Below are 24,211 nucleotides of genomic sequence, written 5' to 3'. Positions count from 1 at the left end.
AATCCGGCTTCGGTTATTCGATCGAATCAAGCACATCCAGCAGCATCGTTTTGAAGCGTACCCGATCAATGCCTTCGCATACCCGTACATTTGCCGGCAGGCCGAGACGTCCGTTGATATCGACTACGCTGTAGCCCCGCGTCCATTCGCCCTTCGTCTCTACGTCGACAAAATACTCGCCGCTGCGGGTCATGATCCTCTCGTCGGCGGCCACCGCCATCAGCAGCGTATCCGGATGCGTCGTACCGTTCAGGCGATGCACCGTTTTGTTAAACGACATGACCACCTTGTTGACGGCAGCGAAAAATGCCGCACCCGATGTGCCGAGCGCCGCAATCTCCGCATGATCCTCGTCGTCCATCAGCGAAAAGTCCGTGCACATCTCCCAGCCGACCATCGTCGCGGGGATGCCGGAGTTCAGCACAAGGCTGGCCGCTTCCGGATCGGTATAGAAATTGTATTCCGCCGCCGGCGTAATGTTGCCCAGCGCATTGTTGGTTCCGCCCATGATGTACAAATGTGCAATTAGGGGCACGATTGTCGGGTCTTTCTGGATCGCCATCGCGATATTGGTCAGCGGCGCGATCGCCAGCAGCGTGATCTCGCCGGGATGCCGATGCACGCTCTCGATCAGGAAATCGACCGCGTGCCCTTCGGCCGGGCGCTGAATGGCCGGAGGAAAGTTGGCGCCCCCCATGCCGTCGCTGCCGTGCACGTCTTCGACGGTGAGATGCGGCGGCGAATTCCAGGAGGCCAACAGCGGCCGTTCGCAGCCTTTGTAGACGGGAATACCGCCTTCCGCGCCTCCTTTTCCCGCGACCTGGATCGTGTACAGCGCATTTTCGACTTCCTGGTCGAATCGGACATTACCGCCCGTCATGAGAATGCCCAATACGTCGAAATGGTGCAGGGCGGTCAGGATCGCGATCGTGTCGTCTCCCGCCGTATCCGTATCAATGATGACTTTGCGCCGCGGCGTCGCGGCTTCTTCAGAGATCTTCATGCTTGGATCAGCCTCTCTTTCTTAGGCGCGGTATTCCGCCGCCTACCTCTACAAGTATAGAATCGAATGCTGCGCGGTTCAATGGCTGTCCGACGGACCGCCGTCTTCGCCTCTTACCCAGAGCCGGGACAAATTGGGAAACCCCAGCGACCCCATGCGCAAACCGTACAGGCTGCGGTTGAAGTAGGCGCGGTGGCTCGTATGCGCACCGTACAGCAGCCAGTTGTTGTCCCCGAGCAGACGCTGCGCCCGAGCGAAAATCTCGGCCCGGCCGCTGTCGTCTTCCGTCATGAACCCGTCAAACAGCGCAAGCAGCTCTTCCCGCTGTTCGCCGAGCAGCATCCGCCCCAAATAATTGATGCCGTTCAAAAAAAAGTTCAACAGGTCGAGCTCCCAGTCGTCTTCGAGCACTTCCGAGGCAATGGCAAGCTCCGCTCCGTCCACCTGCGGATACCCGAGCGCGGGATCGTACGGGCAAGGTTCGAGGCGCAGTCCGATCCGATCCGCGCGGCGGCGCAGCCAGTTGGCTTCGATCCATTCTTCCTTCTTGTCGGTAAAAACGAGCCTCACCGCTTCTCCGCCGTAGCCGCTTGCGCGCAGAAGCGCCCGCGCATCGTTCAGCGTCCCGGAAGACAGGGCCGACGAGTCGCTGAACCGGGGCAGGAAACCCGAAGCCGGCGCCAGGCGATCTCCGCCCAATTCGCTCACCAGCAGCTCCCGGTCATACAGGATTCGTATCGCTTGACGAAAATCCGCCCGATGATGCGGGCCTTCGCGGCGAAAGTTAAAGATCAAATACCGGCAGCCCTGCGCGGGCGAATCGATCTGCCGGCTGCCTTCGACCTCATCGTCTTCCGACAGATGATACGTGCGCATCTCCGTGTCGGCATTCGGCATGAACCAGACATCCACCCGATCCAGCAGCGGCCGATAACCGTAATAGCCGTCGAACGCGCTCAGCGACAGGCGGTGTTCGCTCAATTCGGAGACGCGAAACGGTCCGCTGCCGATCGGACGCTCCCCGTCGTCGGATTCCGCCGGTACGACGGACAGATACAAACTGCCGACCAGATGCAGAAAAAAAGTGTTGGGACGCGACAGGCGGAAGATGACCGTATATTCGCCGGGGGTCTCCACCTGCTCGATGTCGCACAGCAGACGCAGCGCCATGGACTCTTTGCGGCGCAGCCGCAGCAGCGTTTCGCGCACGTCGGCGGACGTGAACAGGCGGCCGTTGTGAAAGCGTACGCCTTTGCGCAGATGAAACGTCCAGCGGTCTCCGCGTTCGCTTGCTTCCCAGCGATGCGCCAGTCTCGGCTGGAATTTGCCCGAAGCCGCATCGTACTTGATCAGCGTCTCGTAAATTTGGCCGAGAATATAGACTTCGAATGCCGTATACGCAGAGCATGTATCGAGCGGTTCCATTTTGCGGTAGCGGATCATGCGCAGCACATCGTAATCCGTGCTGTCCGCCGGTTCGTTGTGCAGCCCGAGGTAGAGATTGAATAACGACCCCAGCCGCGCTTTGAGCGTTTCGTCCTCGCCGGATTGGGCGATCAGGTCGAGCGCATCGCTTGCCCGCCCGTGTTCCAGCAGGCTGCGGACCCGCTGCTCCAGCACTTCTTCCGCGGAGCGCAAAAAGCGCAGCTTCGATCCGTTCCCCCGCCCGCGGCCCGGCATCCACCGGATCCAGCCCGCTTCTTCCAGTTTGCGCAGCACGAACTTCACGTTGCGCGGCGTGCAGTGCAGCAGTTCAGCCAACTGCGCAACCGTGACGGCCGCTTCCTCTTCCCCGCCGAAGCGTCCATCTTTCAAGTAATCGTAAATCCGCAAATACTGCATCATGCCATGATCCATCCGTTTGCTCCTTTCCATGCATAGACGCACCCCAATCTTCATGTGTATTGCACCATATAAAAGGTGAAAAAAGCAAAATAATTCTTGCCCTTTTTCTTCCCCTTTTAACGGATTACAATGGTGGAAGCCGTCGAGAAGGAGGGTAAAACCATGATTCCAAAAACGCTTAAACAGATTCACCCTCTTGCCTGGACGATTATCGTCGGCACGATGTTCGGCCGCCTCGTTACGTCGATGAGCATCCCTTTTCTTGCGATCTATTTGACAGGAACGATGGGTGTCTCCGCGACCCTCACCGGATTTATCGTCGCCGCAAGCTCGCTTGCCGGCGTTTCGGTAAGTTTCTACGGCGGATACATCTCCGATCGGATCGGACGCAAGAAAGTTCTGCTTGTTTCCGTTTTTTTCTGGGCGGCCGTCTTTTTCGGTTTTGCGGCGTCCAGCGAAGTGTGGATGTTTTTTGTCGTCAATGTATTGAACGGCTTGTGCCGCTCGGTGTTCGAACCGGCTTCTCGGGCACTGCTGTCCGACACGACGCCGCCCGAACACAAACTGCTCGCATTCAATCTGCGCTACGCGGCGATCAATATCGGAGTCGTGATCGGACCGATTCTCGGACTGCGCCTCGGTTCGGCGGAATCGACCCTGCCGTTTGTGGCCGCGGGGGTCGTGTACGTCCTGTACGGACTTGTACTGATCGCCCAGTTCTCGGCGCACCGCAGCATGATGCCCGCACGAAGCGATTCCGCGCCTCCGCGAATCCGTCAGGCGCTGTCGGTCACGGGCCGCGACCGGGTCTTCCTGCCCGTATTGATCGGAACCACGCTCTGCGTGCTGGGCTACGGACATTTCAGTTCGACGCTGGCGCAGTACTTGACGCTGAACCCGAATATCGCGAACGGCAAAGAACTGTTTTCCTACATGCTGGCGATGAACGCCGCGGTTGTACTCATCGTCCAATATCCTATCGTCCAAACTGTCCGCCGGTTCCGTCCGGTCGTCCCGCTTATCTTCGGCAACGTGTTCGTGGCCGGTTCGCTGCTGATGTTCGGACTGGGACATGGACTGCCGCTGCTGCTTACCGGCGTATTCGTCTTTACGGTCGGCGAAGTGCTGCTATTTACGATGCTGGATATGCTGATCGACCGGATCGCACAGCCCGAGTGGAAAGGAACGTATTTCGGCACAATCGGGTTCAACAATATCGGCAATGTCGCCGCGCCGATCGTCGGAGGGCTGCTGCTGGATCGGTTCGCGCTGCAAAGCGGATTCGCCGTCTTCGCTCCGCTGGCGCTGCTGACCGCCTGCGGACTTCCGTTCCTGCTGGCCGCGCATCGGCGCCTAACGGCCAAGGAAGCGGCGTATAGGCGCTCCGCATCCGAATAAAAGCTGCGCCGACTCTGCTGGAGAGTCGGCGCAGCTTTTGGCGTTCTATTTCGGGTCAGGACGTATTCGCAGATCCGCTGCCGCAGTTTCGTACGGTCAGCGGCAGCCCGGCGAAGAATCCCAGGCCGTCGCAATCTCCGCTTTGCGTTCTTCGAGCAGCGTTTCCTTGTCGTCCCGGTAGAACATATTGTACGTATCGAACGGAATGATCCGTCCGTCCGGGTGAGCGATATGCACGCACGATTTTTTGACCGAGCGCACGTCGAAGTTGTAGGCATCGAGGAACTGCATAATGATAACGCGGAACACGTTGTCGTATACGATCTCTTCCGGCACGGCCGCAAGCGGCAGGCAGCAGAGCAGACTTTTGAGCGACAGCGCCGAAGAAACGGGCGAATGCCCGGTCGACAGCAGTTCGAACAGCTTGCCGCGCACAATCGGATCATGTTCGAACACGATCGTGTTGCTGTCGCCTTCGAGCAGCGTTTCTTTGTCGATCATACGGGTCAGCGGCAGCACCTCGCCTCCGAGCTTGAGCGCATACCCCATCGCCAGGCAGTCGGGATGGCACGGCACCGGCAGAATATCGTCCGGTTCGAACACGCCCGACTGATCGATAATCATTTGCCGGACTTCGCTGACGGTGAGGCGGTCGGTCGAAGGATCGTATCCCTCCAGGCGTCCCGCCGCCTGAATCGGCTGGATCGTCACTCCGCGTACCGCTTTCTGCTTCAATCCGTATTGGATGATCGTACCGACATCATGGTCATTGAGTCCTTTTTTGAGCGTGACGACAAGGGTCGTGGACAAATTGAATTCGTTCAGATGGCGAATCGCATCCTCGCGAATCCGACGCACGTCGGCGCCGCGCAGCTCCTTCAGCACATGGGATTCGAAGCTGTCGAACTGCAAATAGATTTCGAAGCCCGGCATGTAGGAAGCGAGCCGTTCGGTGAACGCCCGGTCCTGCGCGATGCGCACGCCGTTCGTATTGACCATGATATGTTTGATCGGCCGCGTGCGGCAGAGATCGAGAATTTCGAAAAACTGCGGATGCGTCGTCGGCTCGCCGCCGCTGATCTGCACGATATCCGCTTCGCCTTCGTTCTCGATAATCCGGTCCAGCATAAATCCGATCTGCTCGAGCGAACGATGCGTCGTACGCTGCGGCGAAGATTCGGCAAAACAAATCGGGCATTTCATGTTGCAGTGATCCGTAATTTCCAGCAGCGTCAGGCAGCTGTGCTGCTCGTGGTCCGGACACAAGCCGCAGTCATAGGGGCAACCGTACTTGATCGGGGTATTCCAACGAAGCGGCATTTCCGAAGCTTTAATGAATTCGCGCGTTTTTTTGTAATACTCGACATCGGTCGAGATCAGCACTTTCTCGGGGCCGTGCACAAGGCAGCGTTTGAGCATGTACATCCGGCCGTTTTCTTCGATGATCTTCGCCTCGACCTTGCGGTAGCAGGTCGAGCAGATACTGTTGGTCAGCTCATGGTACAGGTAAGGACGGTTCGGCATGGCGGAACACGCTCCTTTTCATAGTGGAATAGGAAGATCGAAATGCGTCGAACCGAGCAGCTTCGCCGGCTCGGGAAGACTTGGGAACGATTGCGGTTATCAACCGGCAGCCGGCTTGTTTGCCCGTATCCGGCTGCCGTCTCCGCCGCGGCGGACCAGCAGCCAGCCGTAATAGATCAGTCCCGCGATACAGGCCAGCTGGATATTATTGAGTCCGAAATACGGATGCGGCGTCGGTTTGATAAACTCGATAACAAAACGGAACGCGAGATAACCCGCCATAAACCATTGGAACATCTTTCCGGAGATGTATCCGTCCGGCCCCGGCTGCGCTTTTCTGCTGCTGCGATACAGGGGATACAGGATTAAGCCCAGCGCAAGCAAAAATCCGATCTCGTACAGCTGCGCCGGATGGCGCAAAATCCCGTCGCCGAAATCGACTCCGATGATCCAGGAAGTGGCGATTCCATATGTATGATCTTCCAGTCCGGTCAGGAAACATCCGATCCGTCCGATCGCCATGCCGACGATCAACGGATAGACAAAATCGTCCCCGGTCGACGATTTCCAGCCCGCCCACTTCTTGGCCAGCTCGACGCCGATCAATCCTCCGAGCAGCCCGCCCACGATCGTTTTGCCTCCCCACAGGAGGTTCCCCTGACGAAGCTGTTCCCAGGTGGCTGCGGGGTCTTCGAAATAATAAAGCATCTTGGCGCCGATCGCGGCGCCCAAGATGGTGCCTCCCAAAATCTGCAGGCCGGCGAGCTTGGACATTTCACTCGGGCGGCGTGTCCACAAATAAAGACGGAAGCCGATGAAATAAGACAGGGCCTCGAACAAGACATGCGGATGGATCCGCCACGGTCCGAGCCAAATATAAACAGGGAATTCCACAGGCTCCCTCCTTTCGTACTTCAAGCAGATTCGATCACGCGTCCGTTTCAGTAATTGAAGAAAATCATTCCTCCGCAGATCGCCAGCAGCAGCATGAACAATCCGCCTATGATGGCCAGAATCGAGATCACGATCTGGCAGCCCGGATTGGACGACCAACTTCCGTCTCCGGGCTGCCTGCCCGGACGGTCCCTTGGATCTTCCCGATACGCGGACCATTCGCCGGAAGGCATGCCCGAAGCGGTGCAGTCTTTGTAGATACAGCTTTTCGTTGCCGGATTGTAACACTCGTCGCACAGCATGCGGCCGCAGTGTGTACATTGGTGACGGGCTTCCCGGTCGGGATGATAAGCGCAGTGCGGTTGTTGCATCTGATCACCTCCATCGCTTTTTTTGCATGACTTTCTATTCGGTTCTTACCCATGTTTTTCCTCCCCAGCGGGATTATTGTTAGGTTAACGGGTTTCAGGCCGGAAATCCAGTGCCAACAATACCGGCCACAAGAAAAACCCGAATAACCGCCCGGTCGGCTGACCAGGCGGTTATTCGGGTAGATCTATGGACAGATTACGCTGCGCACGTATACGTGTGTGCCGGCGATCAGGCTTGAGCCGATCGGCCGGCCGCTTCGGCATGCCCGGCCGTTGGGACTGCGCTTTGATCAAAGCGCAGTACACGCATGGCATTGAGGACCGCAATCAGCGTCACGCCAACATCCGAGAACACGGCTTCCCACATCGTCGCAATACCGAAAGCTCCCAGGATCAGAAATACGGCTTTGACCCCAAGCGCGAATACGATGTTCTGCCAAACGATCCGGCGTGTCCGTTTGGCGATGCCGATTGCCGTCACAAGCTTGGAAGGCTCATCGGTCATAATGACCACATCGGCCGCTTCGATCGCGGCATCCGAGCCTAATCCACCCATGGCGGCACCGATATCGGCCCGTGCCAGCACCGGCGTATCATTGATTCCGTCGCCGATAAACAGAATTTTCTCTTTCGGCGATTTGGCTCTGTCCAGTTTCTCGATCTGTTCGACTTTGTCTTCGGGCAGAAGCTCCGCGTAGACTTCGTCGATCCCCAGACGGCGGCCCACTTGATCGGCTACGCTTCTCGCATCTCCGGTCAGCATGATCGTCCGGCGGATGCCGAGAGCTTTGAGCCCGCGGATCGCTTCCGCGGCGTCAGGCTTGATCTCGTCCGCGATTACAATCCGTCCGGCATAACGTCCGTCCGCCGCCACATGGACAACCGTTCCCGCGTTCTCGGGTTCATCGAAAGCAATACCTTCGGCACGCATCAGTCTTCCGTTGCCCGCCAGAATCGTCTGTCCGTTTCGCTTCGCGCGAATCCCGTGGCCGGACACTTCTTCGTAATCGTGCAGTTGATTCTTGTCCGGCTCCTGTCCGTACGCTTCGCGAATCGAATCGGCGATCGGATGACCGGAATGGAGTTCGGCATAAGCCGCCGTTTCCAGCAGTTGCTTGGCGGAAAAACCTTCTGCAGGAACAATCTCCGTTACTTTGAAGCTGCCCCGGGTCAGCGTTCCCGTCTTGTCGAACACGACGTATTTGACATCGTTCAGCGCTTCGAGATAATTCCCGCCTTTGACCAGGATTCCTTGTTTGGAAGCCGCGCCGATCCCGCCGAAGAAACCGAGCGGGATCGAGACGACGAGAGCGCAAGGACAAGAAATGACGAGGAAGATCAAAGCCCGGTAGACCCAGTCGGAGAATTCCGCGGCTGGAACGACAAGCGGAGGCACAATAGCAAGCAGCAGCGCGGTAAGGACCACAACCGGCGTATAACCGCGGGCAAATTTGTTGATAAAAGTCTCGGTCGGCGCTTTGCGGCCGGCCGCATTTTCAACCAGCTCGAGAATTTTGGCTACGGACGATTCGCCGAACGTGCGCAGGACTTCGACCGTCAGCACCCCGTTTTTGTTGATGAATCCGCCCAGCACTTCGTCTCCCGCCTTCACCACGCGCGGAACGGACTCCCCTGTCAGCGCAGACGTATCCACCATGGAAGAACCTTCTGCGACCTTTCCGTCCAGCGGCACTTTCTCGCCGGGACGAACGAGAACGATAGCGCCGATTCCGACCATTTCGGGACGGACCCGCTTCGTCTCTCCTTCCGTCTGCAGATTGGCATAATCGGGGCGTACCTGAAGCAGCGAAGTGATCGATTTGCGCGAGCGGTTAACGGCCAGACTTTGAAAATATTCGCCGACCTGATAAAACAGCATAACGGCTACGCCTTCGGGGTACTGCCCGATAGCAAATGCGCCGATAGTCGCTACCGACATCAGAAAATACTCGTCGAATACCTGGCCCCGAACGATATTTTTCACCGCCTGCAGCAGCACATCCCCGCCGACGATAAGATAGGCCAGCAGGAACAGTGTCAGTTCGGCGCCGGCGCCGAGCGGGACCAGCATAGCTGCAGCCATCAGCGCGGCTCCGGCGACCAGTCTTGCGATCATCTTTTTCTGGGACGCGGCTCCTCCATGATCGTGCGTATGCCCGGCATGGTCATGGTCCGCAGCATCGGCCGTGGGATCCTCGCTGCGGCCTCCTCCGTGCAAACCGCCCACAGGCGCGGCACCGACTCCCGCAGCGGCATTCACCGGAAGAATACGCCCCGCAGCATCGACGGACTGTCCGGTTCCTTTGACGAGAATGCGGACATGCGGCTCGAGCTTTTTGATTGTGGCCGCCGTTTTGGAATTCACTTCTGTTTCCGCCGCCGAAACGGTTTCGAACGTAAGCGTCTTATTGACAAAATTGAGCGAACACGACGCCACTCCGGGCATTTTCTGCACGCTGTTTTCGATCTTGAGCGCACAGTTCGCACAATCCAAACCTTCGAGCACCCATTCCCGCTTCACATTTTCTGCTGCGGTTCCCATCGTTATCCCTCCGGTTCGTCTTTGATCTGTGGGTCAGGCTTTACGGCATGCGGCGCTATTCAAAACAGTTACGAATTATATATGAGCATATGTTCATGTATTAACCCGATTATAGACCCCCTGCTGATCAAAGTCAAAAGTTTTACGCTCAAAAAGCGTATTCGTAATCCCAACGATTTTTGTTATAATGGATACACGACGCATACGGGAAGGTGATGAAGCGTGACACAGGAAACGCTGCGCGAGGACACGATGGATGAATGCGGACACGATGGCGCGGACAGTGCCGCTCCCCACGATACGTTGGTGCGGATCAAGGAGAACTTTGTGGACGATTCCACCGCTGTCGATATGGCCGAAATGTTCAAAGCGCTCGGCGACCCGACGCGGGTCAGACTGATCTATGCGATGCTGCAAAAAGAACTCTGCGTGCACGATCTGTGCATTGTGCTCGATATGACGCAGTCGGCGGTCTCCCACCAGCTCCGCTATCTGCGCAATACCCGGATCGTCAAACGGAGAAAAGTCGGCAAAACGGTTTTCTACTCGCTTGACGACCGGCATGTGGAAGAAATTTTCGCCCAGACTCTTCAGCACTTGAAACACGGCTGATCCAGACGAAATGAATCGGTTCGACCGCATAAACGAAAAAGGAAGCCTCTGGGCAGAGGCTTCCTTTTTTTGATACTCCGCCGAAGCGAAAATAGGCTCAAATCTGCGGGTTCTCCGCTTTTCGGCCGTGCGTAGGTACGGAGGAAGCCGACTCTTCGTCGCTTACTCCGCAGACGCTGCCGGGCAGGTCGAGCTGAATCGTAATATGCGCGATAGCGAATTCTTCGGTCAGAAGACGGCGCGCTCGATCCATGACTTCGAAACGGTCGGCTTGATCGTCCAATACGAGATGGGTACTCAGCAGCGGAGTATCGGAAGAAAGCGACCAGATATGCAGATCGTGCACCTCCACCACTCCCGGAATTTCGGTAAGTCCACGGCGGACTTCGTCGGTATCGTAACCCGCAGGCGTGCCTTCCATCAGAATATGGATCGAATCGCGCGTAATCCGGTAAGCACTGAACAGGACCAGGACGGCGACTATGACGCTTGCGAGAGGATCAGCCAACCTCCAATCGAACGCCATGATCAGAATCGCCGCGGCGATCGCGCCGACGGAGCCCAGCAGATCGCCGATCACATGCAGGAAAGCGCTCCGCAAATTCAGATTTCCCGAAGTGTCTCCGCCCATCAAGATATAGGCGGCGGCGATATTGACCAGCAGCCCGATTACGGCAATGGTCAGCATCCCCGAACTCATGACGCTCGGCGGATCGGAGAAACGCTGGAACGCTTCATAGAAAATGTAGAGCGAAATCCCGATCAGTGCGAGCCCGTTGAGAAGCGCAGCCAAAACTTCAAAGCGTTTGTACCCGTAAGTCTTGGCGCTGCTCGCCCGGCGTTCTCCCCAGATCATTGCCAGCAGACTGAAACCGAGCGCCGCCGCGTCGCTGAGCATGTGCCCCGCATCGGACAGCAGCGCGAGGCTGTTTGTCAGCAGACCTCCGACAACCTCGACGACCATGTAGGCGGCAATGAGGAAAAAGGACAGCTTGAGCGCTTTCTTGTTGGCTCCGTGCGTGTGTCCCCCGCTGCCGTGCGAATGGCCGTGTGCATGGTTGTGACCCTGTGCGCGACTGTGACCGTGTACATGATGTGAAGTGTGAGCTGTGTCTATCGTTTGTTCTTCGGATCGATTCATCTTCTCCGCCCCCTTCCGAATAAACATATGAGCAGCTGTTCATATGTTTATTGTATGCTTCTTTTTCGCCGCTTGCAACCTTTTTTCGGATCAAAGCCACGCGAAACAGGCTCCGCCATTGACAACCTACCCGCCGACCCGGTATGATTTCCCATAAGTCCGGAGAGCCGGATGGCCGCGGAAGAGTCCGCACGTATGACCGAGAGTATTCATGTCCGACAGCAGAGCCGGAGCAGAGCCGGAGCAGAGACTAGAGCAGAGACAAGTTGAGCGGAGCCGAGACCCCTTTTCAATCGCATATCCATCACACTTTCTTTCTCTTTTCTCTCCAACCTTTTACGTACCCAAGGAGGAGAAAAAGTGAAATTTAAAGCCACCCTATCCCCCCAGCAGGCGACCTACGCCACGCGGGGCCAACTTCAAGTAACCCGTACCCTGACCCCTCTCGATTCTTCGGAGGCCATTTCTTCCATTCTTGCCGCCATCGATACCCAACGGGGCGCCCTGTTCACGAGCGGTTATGAATTTCCGGGCCGCTATTCGAGATGGGACGTCGGTTTTTTGAATCCGCCGATCGAGCTGCGCTCTTCGCGCGGTCTTTTTGAGATTCAGGCTCTTAACGAACGCGGCGATCTGCTGCTCGATTTCCTGCACGGCCGCCTTGCCGCCGATCCCGTATTTGATCTGAGCCGCGAGGGCCGGCTGATCTCGGGTTCCATTCTTCATCGGGAAGACGAAGACGAGATGCTGTCGGAAGAAGATCGGACACGCCGCCCGTCGATCTTCACTTTGGTGCGCAGCATCAAGGAAGCGCTGGAAGCTCCGGAAGATTCGCAGCTCGGCCTGTACGGCGCCTTCGGCTACGACCTGGTCTTCCAGTTCGAGCCGATGGAACTCAAGCACGAGCGTACCCTGGAACGCCCCGATGTCGTGTTGTATCTGCCGGACGAGATTGTGATTGTCGACCGCCAGCAGGATCAGGCTTACAGCCTGAGCTACGATTTCGCTCTGGACGGACGTTCGACCGAAGGACTGGACCGCTCGACGCCGTCGACCGCCGCGATCGTTCCCGGTGTCGACCGGTCGCAGCTTCCGGCCTATGTACCGGGACGCTATGCGAGCCTCGTCGATACGGCGATCGAGCAGTTCAAAGTCGGCAATCTGTTCGAAGTCGTCCCGACCCAGACGATCTACGAACCGTGCCCGGATTCGCCTTCCGTCGTATTCGAACGGCTGAGCGCGATCAATCCGAGTCCGTACGGTTTTATCGTCAACCTCGGCAGCGAGCATCTGGTCGGGTCTTCCCCGGAAATGTATGTACGCGTCGAAGGCAGACGGATGGAAACCTGTCCGATCTCGGGCACGATCAAACGCGGCGCTTCGCCGATCGAAGACGCGGAGCAGATCCGCAAACTGCTCAATTCGCGCAAAGACGAAGCCGAGCTGAATATGTGCACGGATGTAGACCGCAACGACAAATCCCGCGTATGCGAGCCGGGTTCGGTCAACGTCATCGGACACCGCCAGATCGAGACGTATTCGCATCTGTTCCATACGGTCGACCATGTGGAAGGCACCCTTCGTGAAGGAAACGACGCCCTGGATGCGTTCATGACCCATATGTGGGCGGTAACGGTTACCGGCGCTCCCAAAAAAGCGGCGATCCGCTGGATCGAAGACCATGAAGATTCCCCGCGCGACTGGTACGGAGGCGCGGTAGGCTTCTACAGCTTCGACGGCGGCCTCAATACCGGCCTGACCCTGCGCACCATCCGTATCCGCCAAGGCACAGCGGAAATCCGGGTTGGCGCGACGCTGCTGTACGATTCGATTCCCGCCGAGGAAGAAGAAGAAACGCTGACCAAAGGCGCCGCATTGATCAAAGCGGTCCGCGGCCTGCAGCCCGCCCGTGCGGCCTCGGATCTCTCGGCTGCCGACAGCGCCCGCCCGGCACCCGGCATCGGCAAACGGCTGCTGTTCGTCGATCACGAGGATTCGTTCGTGCATACGCTCGCCGGTTACTTCAAGGAAACGGGAGCGGAAGTGCTGGTTCTTCGGACCGCCGCCGCCCTGCGTACCCTGCGAGGCAGCGAAGCGTTCGATGCGGTCGTATTGTCTCCCGGACCGGGACGTCCGGACGATTTCCGGATGCGTGAGGTTCTGGATCTCGCGGCGGAACGGGAACTGCCTCTGTTCGGGGTCTGCCTCGGTCTTCAAGGCATCGTCGAATATTACGGAGGCATGCTGGGGATCCTGGATATTCCGCAGCACGGCAAACCGGCCCAAGTCAGCGCGTCGGCAGACTGTCCGCTGTTCGACGGCATCGAAGAGCCGTTCAAAGTGGGCCGCTACCATTCGCTGCATGCCGAGCGGATGCCGGAATGTCTCGAAATAACAGCCCGCTCCGAAGACGGCGTCGTCATGGGAATCCGACATCGGGAACTGCCGGTTTACGCCGTGCAATTCCATCCCGAGTCGCTGTTGACGGCAGAAGGCCGGATCGGACATCAGATCATCGGCAACTTCATGCGTGCGGTGAGTTTGAACGGATCGACTGTACGCTGACCTTGGGTCACGGTTGTTGGACCAGACTCCCCCATACCCAAAAAGCCCTGCACCGGATTGAAGTATCCGTGCAGGGCTTTTGTTGGGGTTTCCGGGATTCGTGCAGGCCAAACGCCGCTTATTGTTGTCTTAGGCTTTGGCCGGCTTTTTCATTTTTTCGCCCGGCTTGCTTCCTGACCGCTTCGCCGTCTCTCTATTCCTGCCGGAGGTCTTGGCCGATTGGGCCGAACGCGTCGCGCCGGACGTTTTGGACGACGGCAGACCCACTGCCTGTTTTCCGTTCTGCGGAGTTTGACCTTTTGCTTTTGGGCTGCGGGGTTGACCCGGGCCCGGTTTACCCGGCTGCTCGGGCTTTGGCAGCGCCGCTTGGGCCTGCATGGCCGCGATCGTGTCCGGGTCGGTCGGATACATTTTGCGGAACAGTAGCGTCTGCAGCAGCAGGAATGTGCCGCTCGCCATCCAGTACAGCGGCATGGCGGCCGGAGCGCTGAATGAGAAGAAGAGCATCATCAGCGGGGAGATATAAGCCATGATCGCCATCTGTTTGCGCTGCTCCGGCGTCATGCTGTACTGCGAAATTTTCGCTTGGCCCAGATACAAAATAGCGACCAGAACCGCCATGATCCAATCCGGCTGCCCCAGCTTGAACCACCAGAACGAATGGGTGGACAATTCCGGAGTCAAGCGGATCGCCGTATACAGCCCCGACAGAATGGGAAGCTGAATCAAGATGGGCAAACAGCCGATATTGAGCGGGTTGAAGCTGTGTTTTTGATAGATGGCCATCATTTCCTGCTGCATTTGTTTTTGCTGCTCGGCATCTTTTTTGTTTTCGTACTTCTTTTTCAACTCGTCGAGATCCGGCTGCATGACGCTCATCTTGATCTTCATCTGCTGTTGGGAACGCGCCTGCCGCATCATCAGCGGGAACAATACGGTTCGCACGATCAGGGTAATCGAGATGATGCCGATCCCGTAGCTTCCACCAAACCATCCCGCCAGATGCTGAATCAGATAAGAAATCGGAAACACGATATAGTGATTAAAAAATCCCGGTGTGCTGCTTGTGATCTCGCCGCTCTGCACGCCGCAGCCGGACAATAAGACCATCATTCCGATCAGGACCGTTAAAGCGATAAATTTGCCTTGTTTCGAGCCGAAAATGAATCCTTTTCCCTGTTCCATACTGCTCCTCCTAATCGATTGGACTGAATGTCATCGAATAGGAAAAAGCAGTCGCCGCCGTCTTCATCCGGGGCTTCGCGGCGTCTAATCATCCGGCTGAGCCTTGAAGGCGAGCTGCCGCTGCCGAGTGCCGGAATCGAGAGGAACGAACAGCGGTAATCGTAGTTGTTGAGTTCGATCCACCGGATCCGGAGTCCGCCGTACAGAAACAGCAGATAGAAATAACGCAGCACCAGCAGCAGGCTGACTGAAAATAAATAGGGGAGCAGATCTTGAAGATCCAACAAAGGATTCACCTCCTTTCGCCGTTCAAATTAATGATTCTTTAATTGTGAATATTGTAACATATCTCGCTGCGCTTGTATATTCCTTCTCTCTGCCGTGTTCCTCTCCCTGCTGTTTCTTGTCACAAAGCTCACGTCGCATTGCTTCAAGAACCCGGCTTTAAGGTAAAAACGTGTAGAGCCATTTCAATTTGAACCGGAAAGCAGGAAGAGCCATGATGAGCTATCGAAAAAAACAGCTGCTCGGCTTCGGAACGATTCTGTTCGCGCTGATGATTCTGCTGTTTGTACTGGCCGCCATGCTCGACGGAGTTCGGCAAAATTTGTCGGAGATCATGGACGAGCGCTATGAAAAGGTCAGCCGCTCGGCCGCGTTTCGCAACAACTTCTCCTATCTCGACAGCGAGGTAGGCTATCTCCTCAACGAAACCGATTCCCGGCAGGTCACGATGCATACTTCCCTGATCGCCAGACGCAGTTCGGCTGCCTATACGCATCTATCGTATCTTCAGCTCCACGTCGGTAGCGATGCCAATGCGGGTCTGCTCGATTCGATCCAGCAAGGGATGGACCGTTATATGGAAGTTGTGAAGCGCATAAATACAGCACTCGAACAGGGCAGATCCCAAACCGCGGCCGTGTTGTTCGTCGAAGAAGCGCAGGGCATACGCACCAATTTGCTGCGTAATCTGGGGAATTACACGGGGATGCAGGAAGAAAAAATGAAACGGGCGCAGCAGGAAGCGGACGACCGGTTCAATCAGATTCTGGTCGTCAGCGCCATCTCCGCTCTCGCGATTATTCTGATCGGAGTGGCCTGCGCATTGTGGGTGATCCGGGGAACGGGACGCAGCCTGCGCCGTATTACGGACGTCATGGATCGTTTCGATCCGGGCGCCGTCGAGAAAATGTCCCGTTTGCAGGTGGAAAATGACGACGAGATCAGCGATATCACGCGGGGTTACAATCATATGCTCGATGCGCTTGAAGACCATAACCGCAGGGTCCGCGAATCGAATCAGCGCATCGAAGAAAACAATTGGCTTCAGACCCGTCTCAACGAGCTGGTACTTCTGTATCATCAAGTATCCGATCGGGATATGCTTGCACGTATGTTTTTGTCGATCGTGGCTCCGGCCGTAAACGCATCTTCCGGATTGTTCTATATTCGCGAATACAAGAACGGACAGACCCGCTTCTCCCGCCTCGCGTCTTATGCCGACGGCAGTCCGTCGGATACCCGGCCGCACTTCGAAATCGGCGAAGGTCTGGTCGGGCAGGCCGCTCACGACGGCCGCGAAATTCTGATCGATATTCCCGAAAGCTACGAAGGCATGCTTCGGACGGGAAACGCGGAATTCCGTCCGCGGCAGCTCTGGGTCGTACCGATCGAAGCCGACGACCGGATCGAAGCGGTCGTGGAATTCGCTTCGCTGCAGACCTTCTCTCCCCTGCACCGCGAACTGATCAGGCAGCTCCGTTCGACCCTCGGCATTGCGCTGCAGAACATATCGGGCCGTACGGAAGTGGAACGGCTGCTTCGGGAATCGCAGATGCTGACCGAAGAGCTTCAGACCCAGCAGCACGAACTGCGTTCCGTCAACGTCCGCCTCAAACAGCAGTACGCCCAGGCCGAAAACAGCCGCCGCGAACTGCTCGACGCGAAGCAGGAGCTGGAAGCGACCGCCGAAGAACTGCGCCGCTCTTCCCAATACAAATCCGAATTTTTGGCCAATATGTCGCACGAACTTCGGACGCCTCTCAACAGTATCCTGATCTTGTCCCAATTGATTGCGGAGAATCCCGAATATGCCGAAAGCGAAGACAAAAGTTATGCCGAAATCATCAACCGTTCGGGGCAGGAGCTTCTGAACATTGTCAATGATGTTCTGGATCTGTCAAAAGTGGAAGCCGGCATGCTGGAGATTACGCGCGAAGCCGTGTCGCTGCATGATTTCTCCGAACTTGCCCGCTACGGATTCGAAGCGACCGCCCGACAAAAAAACCTGGAATTCGAAATATCGGTTGCCGAAGATGTTCCCGAATTTTTCTATACCGATGGCAAAAGACTGCAGCAGATCCTCAAAAATCTGCTCTCCAATGCTTTCAAGTTTACGCAAAAAGGCAAAGTATCGTGCACGGTGCAAACCGTGTCCGCTTCCAAGCTGCCCTGCTCCGCACCCGGCGCTTCCGAAAACAGGCCCGCGATCTCCGTTACGGTCTGCGATACGGGAATCGGTATTGCCGAAGACAAACGCGAGATGATTTTCGAAGCGTTTCGTCAGGCGGACGGCGGCACGGAGCGCATGTATGGCGGAACCGGACTCGGCTTGTCGATCTGCCGGGAATTCGCCCGTCTGCTCGGCGGCTGCATGACGCTTGAGAGCCGGGAAGGCTCAGGCAGTACATTCACCCTGTATCTGCCGGCCATGCCCGAAGAAACGGCTGCTCTCTCCGATTGGGACCAGGAAGTTTAAAAGAAGGTTAGCCCGCAGCGAATACGTGCAGGCAGCCAATCCTTGAGCTTGCGGCCGTCAAGAATAACACTCAAAAAAAGCCGTCCCTTCTGCAGAAGGGACGGCTTTTGCTCGTTCAAATGCGGAGGCTTACTGCCCCATTTTCCGTTCGCCGTCGTACGTGGCCAGCACGCCGTACAGTTCCGGTCTCCGGTCGCGGAAAACGCCCCACTCGATGCGGTCGATCTCGAGCTGGTCGAGGTCGAATTCGGCGGTCAGCACTTCTTCTTGGTCACGGCTGGCTTCGACGATTTTGCTGCCGCGCGGTCCCGCGATAAACGAGGAGCCGTAGAAGTTGATCGACGAATCTTCGTCGCTCTCCGGACCGATCCGGTTGGACGCGATGACCGGAATCAGATTGGAACCGGCATGACCGAGCATGCACGCCTGCCAATGGTCTTTGGAGTCGATCGAGCTGTCCTGCGGCTCGGACCCGATCGCGGTCGGGTACAGCAGGATCTCCGCGCCCATCAGCGCCATGGCGCGGGCGGCTTCGGGATACCATTGATCCCAGCAGATGCCGACGCCGATTTTGCCGTAGCGGGTATTCCATACTTTGAAGCCGGTATCGCCCGGATTGAAGTAGAATTTCTCTTCGTAACCCGGTCCGTCCGGAATATGGCTTTTGCGATACGTGCCCATGATCTCGCCGTCCGCGTCGATCATCGCGAGCGCGTTGTAGCGGGCATAGTTTTTCTTTTCATAGAAGCTGATCGGCAGTACGACTTCCAGCTCTTTGGCGATCTGCTTGAAATGGTGGATCGCTTTGTTGCTCTCGAGTTCCGTTGCGTACTGATAGTATTCGGCTTTTTCTTTTTGGCAGAAATAAGGCGTCTCGAACAATTCCTGCAGCAGGATGACCTGTGCGCCTTCCGCCGCCGCTTTGCGCACCAGTGCTTCGGCTTTGCGGATATTGTCGTCGATGTCCCAAGTGCAGCTCATCTGGGTTGCGGCCACTTTCACTTTTCTCATGGGGAAATTCACTTCTCCTCTCGATTTACGGTTCTCTATGGTCGATTCGTTCTTCGATATTTAGTTTTGGCGTCCCGCCGGAATCTGCTGGGTGGTGCAGTGCACGTTGCCGCCTTCACGGATCACGGCCATACCGTCGACGGTACGAATCCGGTAGTCGGGGAACGTTTGCTGGAGCACTTCTTCGGCCAGACGGTCGGTCTCCTCGGCGGCTCCGCCGAAGACCGGCAGAATAATGCCTCCGTTAACGAAGTAAAAGTTCAGGTAGCTGAGGGTCAGGCGGCTGCCTTCATATTCGGTATGGGGCGGCTGCTGGATCTTGACGATCTCGAGCCGGCGTCCGCGTGCATCTGTCGATTGTTCCAGAATACGCAGGTTCTCCTGCGTAATCGCGTAATTGTCGTCCTCCGGATCGTCGCAGACCTGGATGATGACTTTGCCCGGCGCGGCGAAACAGGCGGCGTTGTCGACATGACCGTCCGTCTCGTCGCCGGCCAGCCCGCGGTTCAGCCAGATGATCTTCTCGACATTGGTGAATTCTCGGACGTAACGTTCGATCTCCTCGCGGCTCAGCGAAGGATTGCGGTTCTCGTTCAGCAGGCATTCTTCCGTGGTCAGCAGCGTACCTTCTCCGTCGACATGGATCGAACCGCCTTCAAGCACGAGCGGTGCGTCGAACCGGCGCAGTCCCAGATGCTCGAGCACCGCCGGTGCTACCGCGTCGTCCAGATCCCAGGGCGAGTACTTGCCGCCCCAGGCATTGAAGCCCCAGTTGATGCCGGCTCGCTCGCCGTCTTCGTTCACGACGATCGTCGGACCATTGTCCCGCAGCCAGGCGTCGTTATGGGCAATCGCCAGCAGTTCGACCGGATGTCCGGCGAAGATCGGACGCAGCCGCTCCTCGTCTTCCGGATTCACGATCAGCGTGACCGGTTCGAACTCGGCAATCGCTTTGACCAGTTCGGCGTAACCGCCGCAGACTTCTTCGTAATTGTCCGGATATACCATCGAAGATTGGATCGGCCAGGACAGCATCGTGCGTTCGTGCGGGGCCCACTCGGCGGGCATTGTATAATGAAGAGCTTTCGGATTCATCGTTAGTCGTCCCCTTGCCTGGAAAATGATCGCGCAAAAAACCTCTTATTCGCGAACACCATCATACAATAAGTTCAGCCTTTATTCAAAGGTTGTTTGCGTAAAAAGGCGGTGCCGGCTGCTTCCTTTTTCTAGTTTTTTTTGTTTTTGTTATTGTGAATTTTTCATTTAATGATTTTTTTAGTTCGAAATGACCTGTCTATGGTTTTGCGCTTCCTGGAGCAGGCGGTTCCACGCCGGTGCCGTTTGTCCCTGAGTTTGCGCCCATCCGCGGAAAACAGCGTCCAAACTTTCGATTTCCGCAAAAGAACCGTCGATCAACCGCGCAGCCGGCAGCCGATGATACAAACTTAGCAGCACGCGTACCGCAGCTTTGTGCCGGCGGATGATTTGGGCCTGCAGTGCCGGCACCGCCGGATAGCCGGCGGCTTCGAGCAGCTCCAACCCTTCCGCCATCGCCTCGACCACCTGCCGCAGCAGTACCCTGTCGCTCGCTACCCCTTTGACGTCGCCTCCCCGGCTGCTCCATGCGGCGGCCAGCGGCACGACCGAGATCATATGAGTTTTGAGCCAGGCATCGATATTGCTGTGAATGACAAGTTTGCAGCGGCTGTCGGCAAATGCCTGCTGAAGAAGAAGCAGAAATTCAATTTCTCCGTTCAGAGCTCCCACAATAAGTTTTCCCGCGCCGGTTTGGATCGATATGACGGTTCCGTCTTCTCTGCGGATGCCGCCTCCAAGCTGAAAACCGAACGACAGTCGTTTCCGTCCGCCGGCCAACCGCTGAATCCCCGCTTCCGTCGCCGCGATATCGGGATTATTGCCGATCATGACGATGTTCTCGCTTATATTGTCCGCCAGATTCGGCAGTACCGCTTCGAGATCCGAATATTTCATTACCGTAAAGATCAGATCATACCGATCGTCCGCTTCAAGCTTGCGAATGACCCGCGGCCAATCTGTTGTTGTTCTTTTTTGAAAATGATGCCGAATGACCAATCCGCTTTGTTCCAACTGCTGCGCCCTTATTCCCCTTGCCAGCATCGTCACCTCGTGTTTGCCCTGCATCAGCAGATGGGCCACTGCACTTCCTAATACGCCTGCTCCATAAATCAATATTCGCATCATTGTTCTCCTTCTCGCTTTACGGTATATTTATCGACAAATGTTGATTCCTTAACAGCTGTTGATTATTTTTAACGTAAGCGAGATCCGGGCAAGCGGCAATCGTTGATGTGGGCCTTTTTGTCGTTTTCGCGACACGCCCCCTATCTTTGTTCAGTAAAGGAGCCAAAAACCGATGGACAGACGCGTTCGCAAAACGAGAGAAGGATTATTCGAAGCGCTGATTGAACTGCTCAAAGAAAAAAAATTCGAACGGATCACCATTCAGGAAATTGCCGAGCGCGCAGACGTCAACCGCGGAACCGTGTATCTGCATTTCGAAGACAAATTCGATCTACTGAACCAGTGTATCGACACCTATCTTCAGCAGTTGAACGAAAGCTGCCGGCCGATCCGTCCGGACGAATCGCCCGAAACTTCGATGCTGCGCACGTTCGAGTATCTGGAGAGCCGGTTCGAGGTTTATTCGGTACTGATCCAGGGCGACAGCCTGCCGGCTTTTCGCCTGCGGTTATCCGCGCTGCTGCAGCAGGGCGTGGAACAACAATTCGACCTCCGCGTTCATGACGCGCGAATCAACCGCGAAATCGCCGTTCAATTCGTAACGACAGCCATCTCCGGACTGTTCGAATGGTGGATCATCCGTTCCATGCCGTACCCGGCGGCCAAAATGGTCGGACAACTGGCTCTGCTGCTGCAGATGCACGGGTTTTACGGAGCCGAAGGAGACCCGCCGGAAAAAACGTCCGTTTCGGATCGCCGCTGACTTGCGTCGGTTTTGTGCGTTTTGTATGCTTACTAAGAAAGAATGTGCGGAAAGATTAAGCCAAGAATGGAGAAGTGCCGAATGAACCAACCGAGAGTCTGGTCAGGAAGGTTTCGAAGATTATTCCTGAACAACAAATTTGTGCTGTTTTTGTTTATTGCGCTGTTGGTCGGCGTAAACGTGCTCGTCTTTTCCAAAATATCGTTCATTTTCAATCCGCTGTGGGTACTGGTCAAGACGATCGTTTTGCCGATTATTCTGACGGGTGTCGTTTATTACCTGCTCAACCCGATCGTCGATTTTATGGAAAAGAAAAAGGTTAAACGGGTGTATACTATCCTCTGTTTGTATGTGCTCGTCATCGGTGCTCTGACTACCATCATTATCTTGATCGTGCCGGTGATCCGCGAGCAGCTGTTGGGCTTTTTCGAAAATTTCCCGGCCTACAGCCAAACGATCCAGACCGAATTCGAGAAATGGATCGGCAGCGATCTGGTCACCCAATTCCAGACGGCCACCAGTCTGAATACGCAGGAGATCGTCAGCACCTTTTCCGAACGGGCCACCACGATCCTCAATCACACCTGGTCGGGTATAGGAGGACTTCTCGGCGTAGTCAAAGAACTGGTGCTGGCTATCGTCACGCTGCCTTTTATCCTCTTCTATCTGCTGAAAGACGGACATAAGCTGCCGGATTATATCTTGAGCTTTATCCCGACCAAACTCCGTCCGGGCACATTGACCGTTCTCAAAGAAACGAATCACCAGATCAGCTCGTATATTCGCGGTCAGATCATCGTCAGCATGTGTATCGGTGTGCTCCTCTATATCGGCTACCGGATTATCGGACTTGAATATTCGCTCGTTCTGGCAATCGTTGCCGCGTGTACCGCTATCGTTCCGTATCTCGGTCCCGCGATCGCGATTACGCCGGCTCTTATCGTGGCGGCGGTCACTTCACCTATCATGCTGCTCAAAATGGTTATCGTCTGGACGGTCGTACAGCTGGTGGAAGGCAAATTCATTTCGCCGCAAATCATGGGCAAGTCGCTTAAGATTCATCCCATTACGATCATTTTCGTCATTTTGACCGCCGGCAATCTTTTCGGCGTCGGTGGCATTCTGGTGGCCGTTCCCGGTTATGCGGTACTGAAAGTACTTGCGAATCACGTGTTCGACTGGTTTAAGATGAGATCTCAGATGTATCTCTGACGCTTCGAACAAGAAGGCTTGAGCTTGAAGCTACTCTTGCTTATAAAAAAAGCCCCCTGTCCGCTTGAGCGGAATCAGGGGGCTTTTGTATGCAGTCTCAGGTTCGGCCGGTCCAATCCGCGGGTGCGATTTCCCGCCAGCGGCGGACAATTTCTTCGTACCGTTCGGCTTCCAGCGGACCGGCTTCGAGCAGCTTGGCATTCTGATGCCAGCGGTCCGGCTTCGTCGTGCCTACGATCGCGGTATGCACGCCCGGCGTCGACAGCGTAAAGCGCAGCGCGGTCGCGACAGAGTCTTCTTGGGACTGAAACCCGTAATTCAAATCGCGCAGCCGTTTCCAATACACGTAGGCATAATCCGACGGTTCCACGGTATCGAACAGCCAGGCGGCATTGGCAATCGGACGTTTGATCGTAACGCCCATATTCCGCTTCACCGCTTCCGGCAGCGTCAGTTCGATCGCTTCCTGATCCGCCACGTTCAGCGACGTTTCCAGACTGTCGAACGCGTCTGTCCGGATCGCATACAAAGCATCCGCGGTATCGCCGCTGTAGCCGATATAACGGGTTTTGCCCGCTTTTTTCGCCTGCTGCAGCACTTCGATCACTTCGCCTCGGCGCAGTACTTCTTCCGAGCAGCTGTGCAGATGAATCATGTCCACATGGTCCACCTGCAGACGCTTGAGACTCCGGTCGATCGTCGCGGCAAGCGTAACGGGATCCCAGTCCGGTCCGTCTATACCGGCGGCATGGCCGCATTTGGTGAACAGGTAGAAATCGTCGCGGCGGTGAGCGATCGACCTGCCGATCAATTCCTCGCTGTCTCCGTAGCATTCGGCCGTATCGATAATATTCAATCCGGCATCGATGGCGCTCCCAAGCAGCTTGTCCACATCCTGCTGCGAAACGCCGCTGCCGATTTCGGACGCTCCGAAACCGAGTACGCTGACCTCCATGCCTGTACTGCCATATGTTCGTTTCTCCACTTTTACATCCTCCTCGTCTCGGCGCCCAAATTAAAGCCCTCTTTCTTTTTACCCGGAAAAACCTATAAAGAAAGCGCATTCCAAAATTATTTCGAAAAGGAGGAGACGAACGAAAGCCTACTTTTTATACGAGACAAGCGTTTAACGCTTGTCTCTTCAGAGGTTCGGTTTCGCAC

The 24,211-nt window shown here is 56.2% G+C and carries 19 protein-coding genes; 6 read left to right on the top strand and 13 right to left on the bottom strand.

All coding sequences use genetic code 11. From position 1 onward, the window contains the following. Positions 1 to 13 precede the first annotated feature (13 nt). Positions 14 to 1,003, bottom strand: a complete 990-nt coding sequence (locus HOP44_RS04620) for a nucleoside hydrolase (protein ID WP_172250956.1) — start codon at positions 1,001 to 1,003, stop codon at positions 14 to 16. Positions 1,004 to 1,081: 78 nt separating this feature from the next. Beyond that, positions 1,082 to 2,860: an ABC transporter substrate-binding protein gene (locus tag HOP44_RS04615; RefSeq protein WP_172250955.1), complete on the bottom strand. Its 1,779-nt coding sequence runs from the start codon at positions 2,858 to 2,860 to the stop codon at positions 1,082 to 1,084. 150 nt (positions 2,861 to 3,010) lie between these two features. On the opposite strand from HOP44_RS04615, the gene HOP44_RS04610 reads away from it, so the two are divergent. After that, complete coding sequence (locus HOP44_RS04610; RefSeq protein WP_172250954.1) at positions 3,011 to 4,246, top strand: MDR family MFS transporter; 1,236 nt, start codon at positions 3,011 to 3,013, stop codon at positions 4,244 to 4,246. A gap of 96 nt (positions 4,247 to 4,342) precedes the next feature. On the opposite strand, the gene HOP44_RS04605 is transcribed toward HOP44_RS04610, so the two are convergent. The 4 genes from HOP44_RS04605 to HOP44_RS04590 all read right to left on the bottom strand — a co-directional run bounded on the left by HOP44_RS04605 (position 4,343) and on the right by HOP44_RS04590 (position 9,577). Next, a complete protein-coding gene (locus HOP44_RS04605; RefSeq protein ID WP_172250953.1) occupies positions 4,343 to 5,770 on the bottom strand; it encodes a radical SAM protein in 1,428 nt (475 codons plus the stop codon). 99 nt (positions 5,771 to 5,869) lie between these two features. Then, positions 5,870 to 6,664 (bottom strand): prolipoprotein diacylglyceryl transferase family protein, encoded by a 795-nt coding sequence (locus HOP44_RS04600; protein ID WP_172250952.1) that lies wholly within the window; start codon positions 6,662 to 6,664, stop codon positions 5,870 to 5,872. A gap of 47 nt (positions 6,665 to 6,711) precedes the next feature. Next, positions 6,712 to 7,035 (bottom strand): hypothetical protein, encoded by a 324-nt coding sequence (locus tag HOP44_RS04595; protein WP_172250951.1) that lies wholly within the window; start codon positions 7,033 to 7,035, stop codon positions 6,712 to 6,714. A 229-nt stretch (positions 7,036 to 7,264) separates the two neighbouring features. Beyond that, positions 7,265 to 9,577 (bottom strand): heavy metal translocating P-type ATPase, encoded by a 2,313-nt coding sequence (locus HOP44_RS04590; RefSeq protein WP_172250950.1) that lies wholly within the window; start codon positions 9,575 to 9,577, stop codon positions 7,265 to 7,267. A 222-nt stretch (positions 9,578 to 9,799) separates the two neighbouring features. Here HOP44_RS04590 and HOP44_RS04585 point away from each other — a divergent pair, with 222 nt between their 5' ends. Then, a complete protein-coding gene (locus HOP44_RS04585) occupies positions 9,800 to 10,189 on the top strand; it encodes an ArsR/SmtB family transcription factor (protein ID WP_425501805.1) in 390 nt (129 codons plus the stop codon). A 97-nt stretch (positions 10,190 to 10,286) separates the two neighbouring features. Here HOP44_RS04585 and HOP44_RS04580 read toward each other — a convergent pair whose 3' ends face one another. After that, positions 10,287 to 11,330, bottom strand: coding sequence for a cation diffusion facilitator family transporter (locus HOP44_RS04580; RefSeq protein WP_172250949.1), 1,044 nt, complete (start codon positions 11,328 to 11,330; stop codon positions 10,287 to 10,289). A 360-nt stretch (positions 11,331 to 11,690) separates the two neighbouring features. Between HOP44_RS04580 and HOP44_RS04575 the strand changes: the two genes are divergently transcribed. Continuing rightward, on the top strand, positions 11,691 to 13,895 hold the full coding sequence (locus tag HOP44_RS04575; protein ID WP_172250948.1) for an anthranilate synthase component I: 2,205 nt from the start codon (positions 11,691 to 11,693) through the stop codon (positions 13,893 to 13,895). Positions 13,896 to 14,024: 129 nt separating this feature from the next. Here the strand turns inward: HOP44_RS04575 and yidC are convergent, their stop codons facing one another. Both yidC and HOP44_RS04565 read right to left on the bottom strand, forming a co-directional pair. Next, complete coding sequence (yidC, locus tag HOP44_RS04570) at positions 14,025 to 15,080, bottom strand: membrane protein insertase YidC (protein ID WP_172250946.1); 1,056 nt, start codon at positions 15,078 to 15,080, stop codon at positions 14,025 to 14,027. Beyond that, positions 15,023 to 15,367, bottom strand: coding sequence for a hypothetical protein (locus HOP44_RS04565; protein ID WP_172250944.1), 345 nt, complete (start codon positions 15,365 to 15,367; stop codon positions 15,023 to 15,025). The genes yidC and HOP44_RS04565 overlap by 58 nt, the downstream gene beginning before the upstream one ends. Before the next feature lie 215 nt (positions 15,368 to 15,582). Between HOP44_RS04565 and HOP44_RS04560 the strand changes: the two genes are divergently transcribed. Beyond that, complete coding sequence (locus tag HOP44_RS04560; RefSeq protein ID WP_172250942.1) at positions 15,583 to 17,841, top strand: ATP-binding protein; 2,259 nt, start codon at positions 15,583 to 15,585, stop codon at positions 17,839 to 17,841. A gap of 129 nt (positions 17,842 to 17,970) precedes the next feature. Here the strand turns inward: HOP44_RS04560 and aguB are convergent, their stop codons facing one another. From aguB to HOP44_RS04545, 3 genes are all read right to left on the bottom strand, one after another. Further along, a complete protein-coding gene (gene aguB / locus HOP44_RS04555; RefSeq protein ID WP_172193820.1) occupies positions 17,971 to 18,852 on the bottom strand; it encodes an N-carbamoylputrescine amidase in 882 nt (293 codons plus the stop codon). Between the two features lie 60 nt (positions 18,853 to 18,912). Next, on the bottom strand, positions 18,913 to 19,947 hold the full coding sequence (locus tag HOP44_RS04550) for an agmatine deiminase family protein (RefSeq protein ID WP_172250940.1): 1,035 nt from the start codon (positions 19,945 to 19,947) through the stop codon (positions 18,913 to 18,915). Between the two features lie 180 nt (positions 19,948 to 20,127). After that, positions 20,128 to 21,075 (bottom strand): ketopantoate reductase family protein, encoded by a 948-nt coding sequence (locus HOP44_RS04545; protein WP_172250938.1) that lies wholly within the window; start codon positions 21,073 to 21,075, stop codon positions 20,128 to 20,130. 172 nt (positions 21,076 to 21,247) lie between these two features. Between HOP44_RS04545 and HOP44_RS04540 the strand changes: the two genes are divergently transcribed. Both HOP44_RS04540 and HOP44_RS04535 read left to right on the top strand, forming a co-directional pair. After that, positions 21,248 to 21,838 carry a TetR/AcrR family transcriptional regulator gene (locus tag HOP44_RS04540; RefSeq protein WP_172250936.1) on the top strand — a complete coding sequence of 197 codons (591 nt, stop codon included), beginning with the start codon at positions 21,248 to 21,250 and terminating at the stop codon, positions 21,836 to 21,838. Positions 21,839 to 21,919: 81 nt separating this feature from the next. After that, a complete protein-coding gene (locus HOP44_RS04535) occupies positions 21,920 to 23,050 on the top strand; it encodes an AI-2E family transporter (RefSeq protein WP_172250934.1) in 1,131 nt (376 codons plus the stop codon). A 97-nt stretch (positions 23,051 to 23,147) separates the two neighbouring features. Here the strand turns inward: HOP44_RS04535 and HOP44_RS04530 are convergent, their stop codons facing one another. Further along, the gene (locus tag HOP44_RS04530; protein WP_172250932.1) at positions 23,148 to 24,035 is read right to left on the bottom strand and encodes an aldo/keto reductase; all 888 of its coding nucleotides are present in this window, start codon (positions 24,033 to 24,035) and stop codon (positions 23,148 to 23,150) included. Between the last annotated feature and the right edge of the window lie 176 nt (positions 24,036 to 24,211).

Origin of the sequence: Saccharibacillus deserti (assembly GCF_013618475.1) — a bacterium.
Classification (GTDB): Bacteria; Bacillota; Bacilli; order Paenibacillales; family Paenibacillaceae; genus Saccharibacillus; species Saccharibacillus deserti.
Note: the sequence above shows the minus strand (reverse complement) of the source record. Positions and strands in the feature narration are given on the sequence as shown.

Bases quoted from the DNA above. Each gene is read 5' to 3' on its own strand.
- HOP44_RS04620 (WP_172250956.1), bottom strand. From the start codon at position 1,003: ATGAAGATCTCTGAAGAAGCCGCGACGCCGCGGCGCAAAGTCATCATT.
- HOP44_RS04615 (WP_172250955.1), bottom strand. From the start codon at position 2,860: ATGGATCATGGCATGATGCAGTATTTGCGGATTTACGATTACTTGAAA.
- HOP44_RS04610 (WP_172250954.1), top strand. From the start codon at position 3,011: ATGATTCCAAAAACGCTTAAACAGATTCACCCTCTTGCCTGGACGATT.
- HOP44_RS04605 (WP_172250953.1), bottom strand. From the start codon at position 5,770: ATGCCGAACCGTCCTTACCTGTACCATGAGCTGACCAACAGTATCTGC.
- HOP44_RS04595 (WP_172250951.1), bottom strand. From the start codon at position 7,035: ATGCAACAACCGCACTGCGCTTATCATCCCGACCGGGAAGCCCGTCAC.
- HOP44_RS04590 (WP_172250950.1), bottom strand. From the start codon at position 9,577: ATGGGAACCGCAGCAGAAAATGTGAAGCGGGAATGGGTGCTCGAAGGT.
- HOP44_RS04580 (WP_172250949.1), bottom strand. From the start codon at position 11,330: ATGAATCGATCCGAAGAACAAACGATAGACACAGCTCACACTTCACAT.
- yidC (WP_172250946.1), bottom strand. From the start codon at position 15,080: ATGGAACAGGGAAAAGGATTCATTTTCGGCTCGAAACAAGGCAAATTT.
- HOP44_RS04560 (WP_172250942.1), top strand. From the start codon at position 15,583: ATGAGCTATCGAAAAAAACAGCTGCTCGGCTTCGGAACGATTCTGTTC.
- aguB (WP_172193820.1), bottom strand. From the start codon at position 18,852: ATGAGAAAAGTGAAAGTGGCCGCAACCCAGATGAGCTGCACTTGGGAC.
- HOP44_RS04550 (WP_172250940.1), bottom strand. From the start codon at position 19,947: ATGAATCCGAAAGCTCTTCATTATACAATGCCCGCCGAGTGGGCCCCG.
- HOP44_RS04545 (WP_172250938.1), bottom strand. From the start codon at position 21,075: ATGATGCGAATATTGATTTATGGAGCAGGCGTATTAGGAAGTGCAGTG.
- HOP44_RS04540 (WP_172250936.1), top strand. From the start codon at position 21,248: ATGGACAGACGCGTTCGCAAAACGAGAGAAGGATTATTCGAAGCGCTG.
- HOP44_RS04535 (WP_172250934.1), top strand. From the start codon at position 21,920: ATGAACCAACCGAGAGTCTGGTCAGGAAGGTTTCGAAGATTATTCCTG.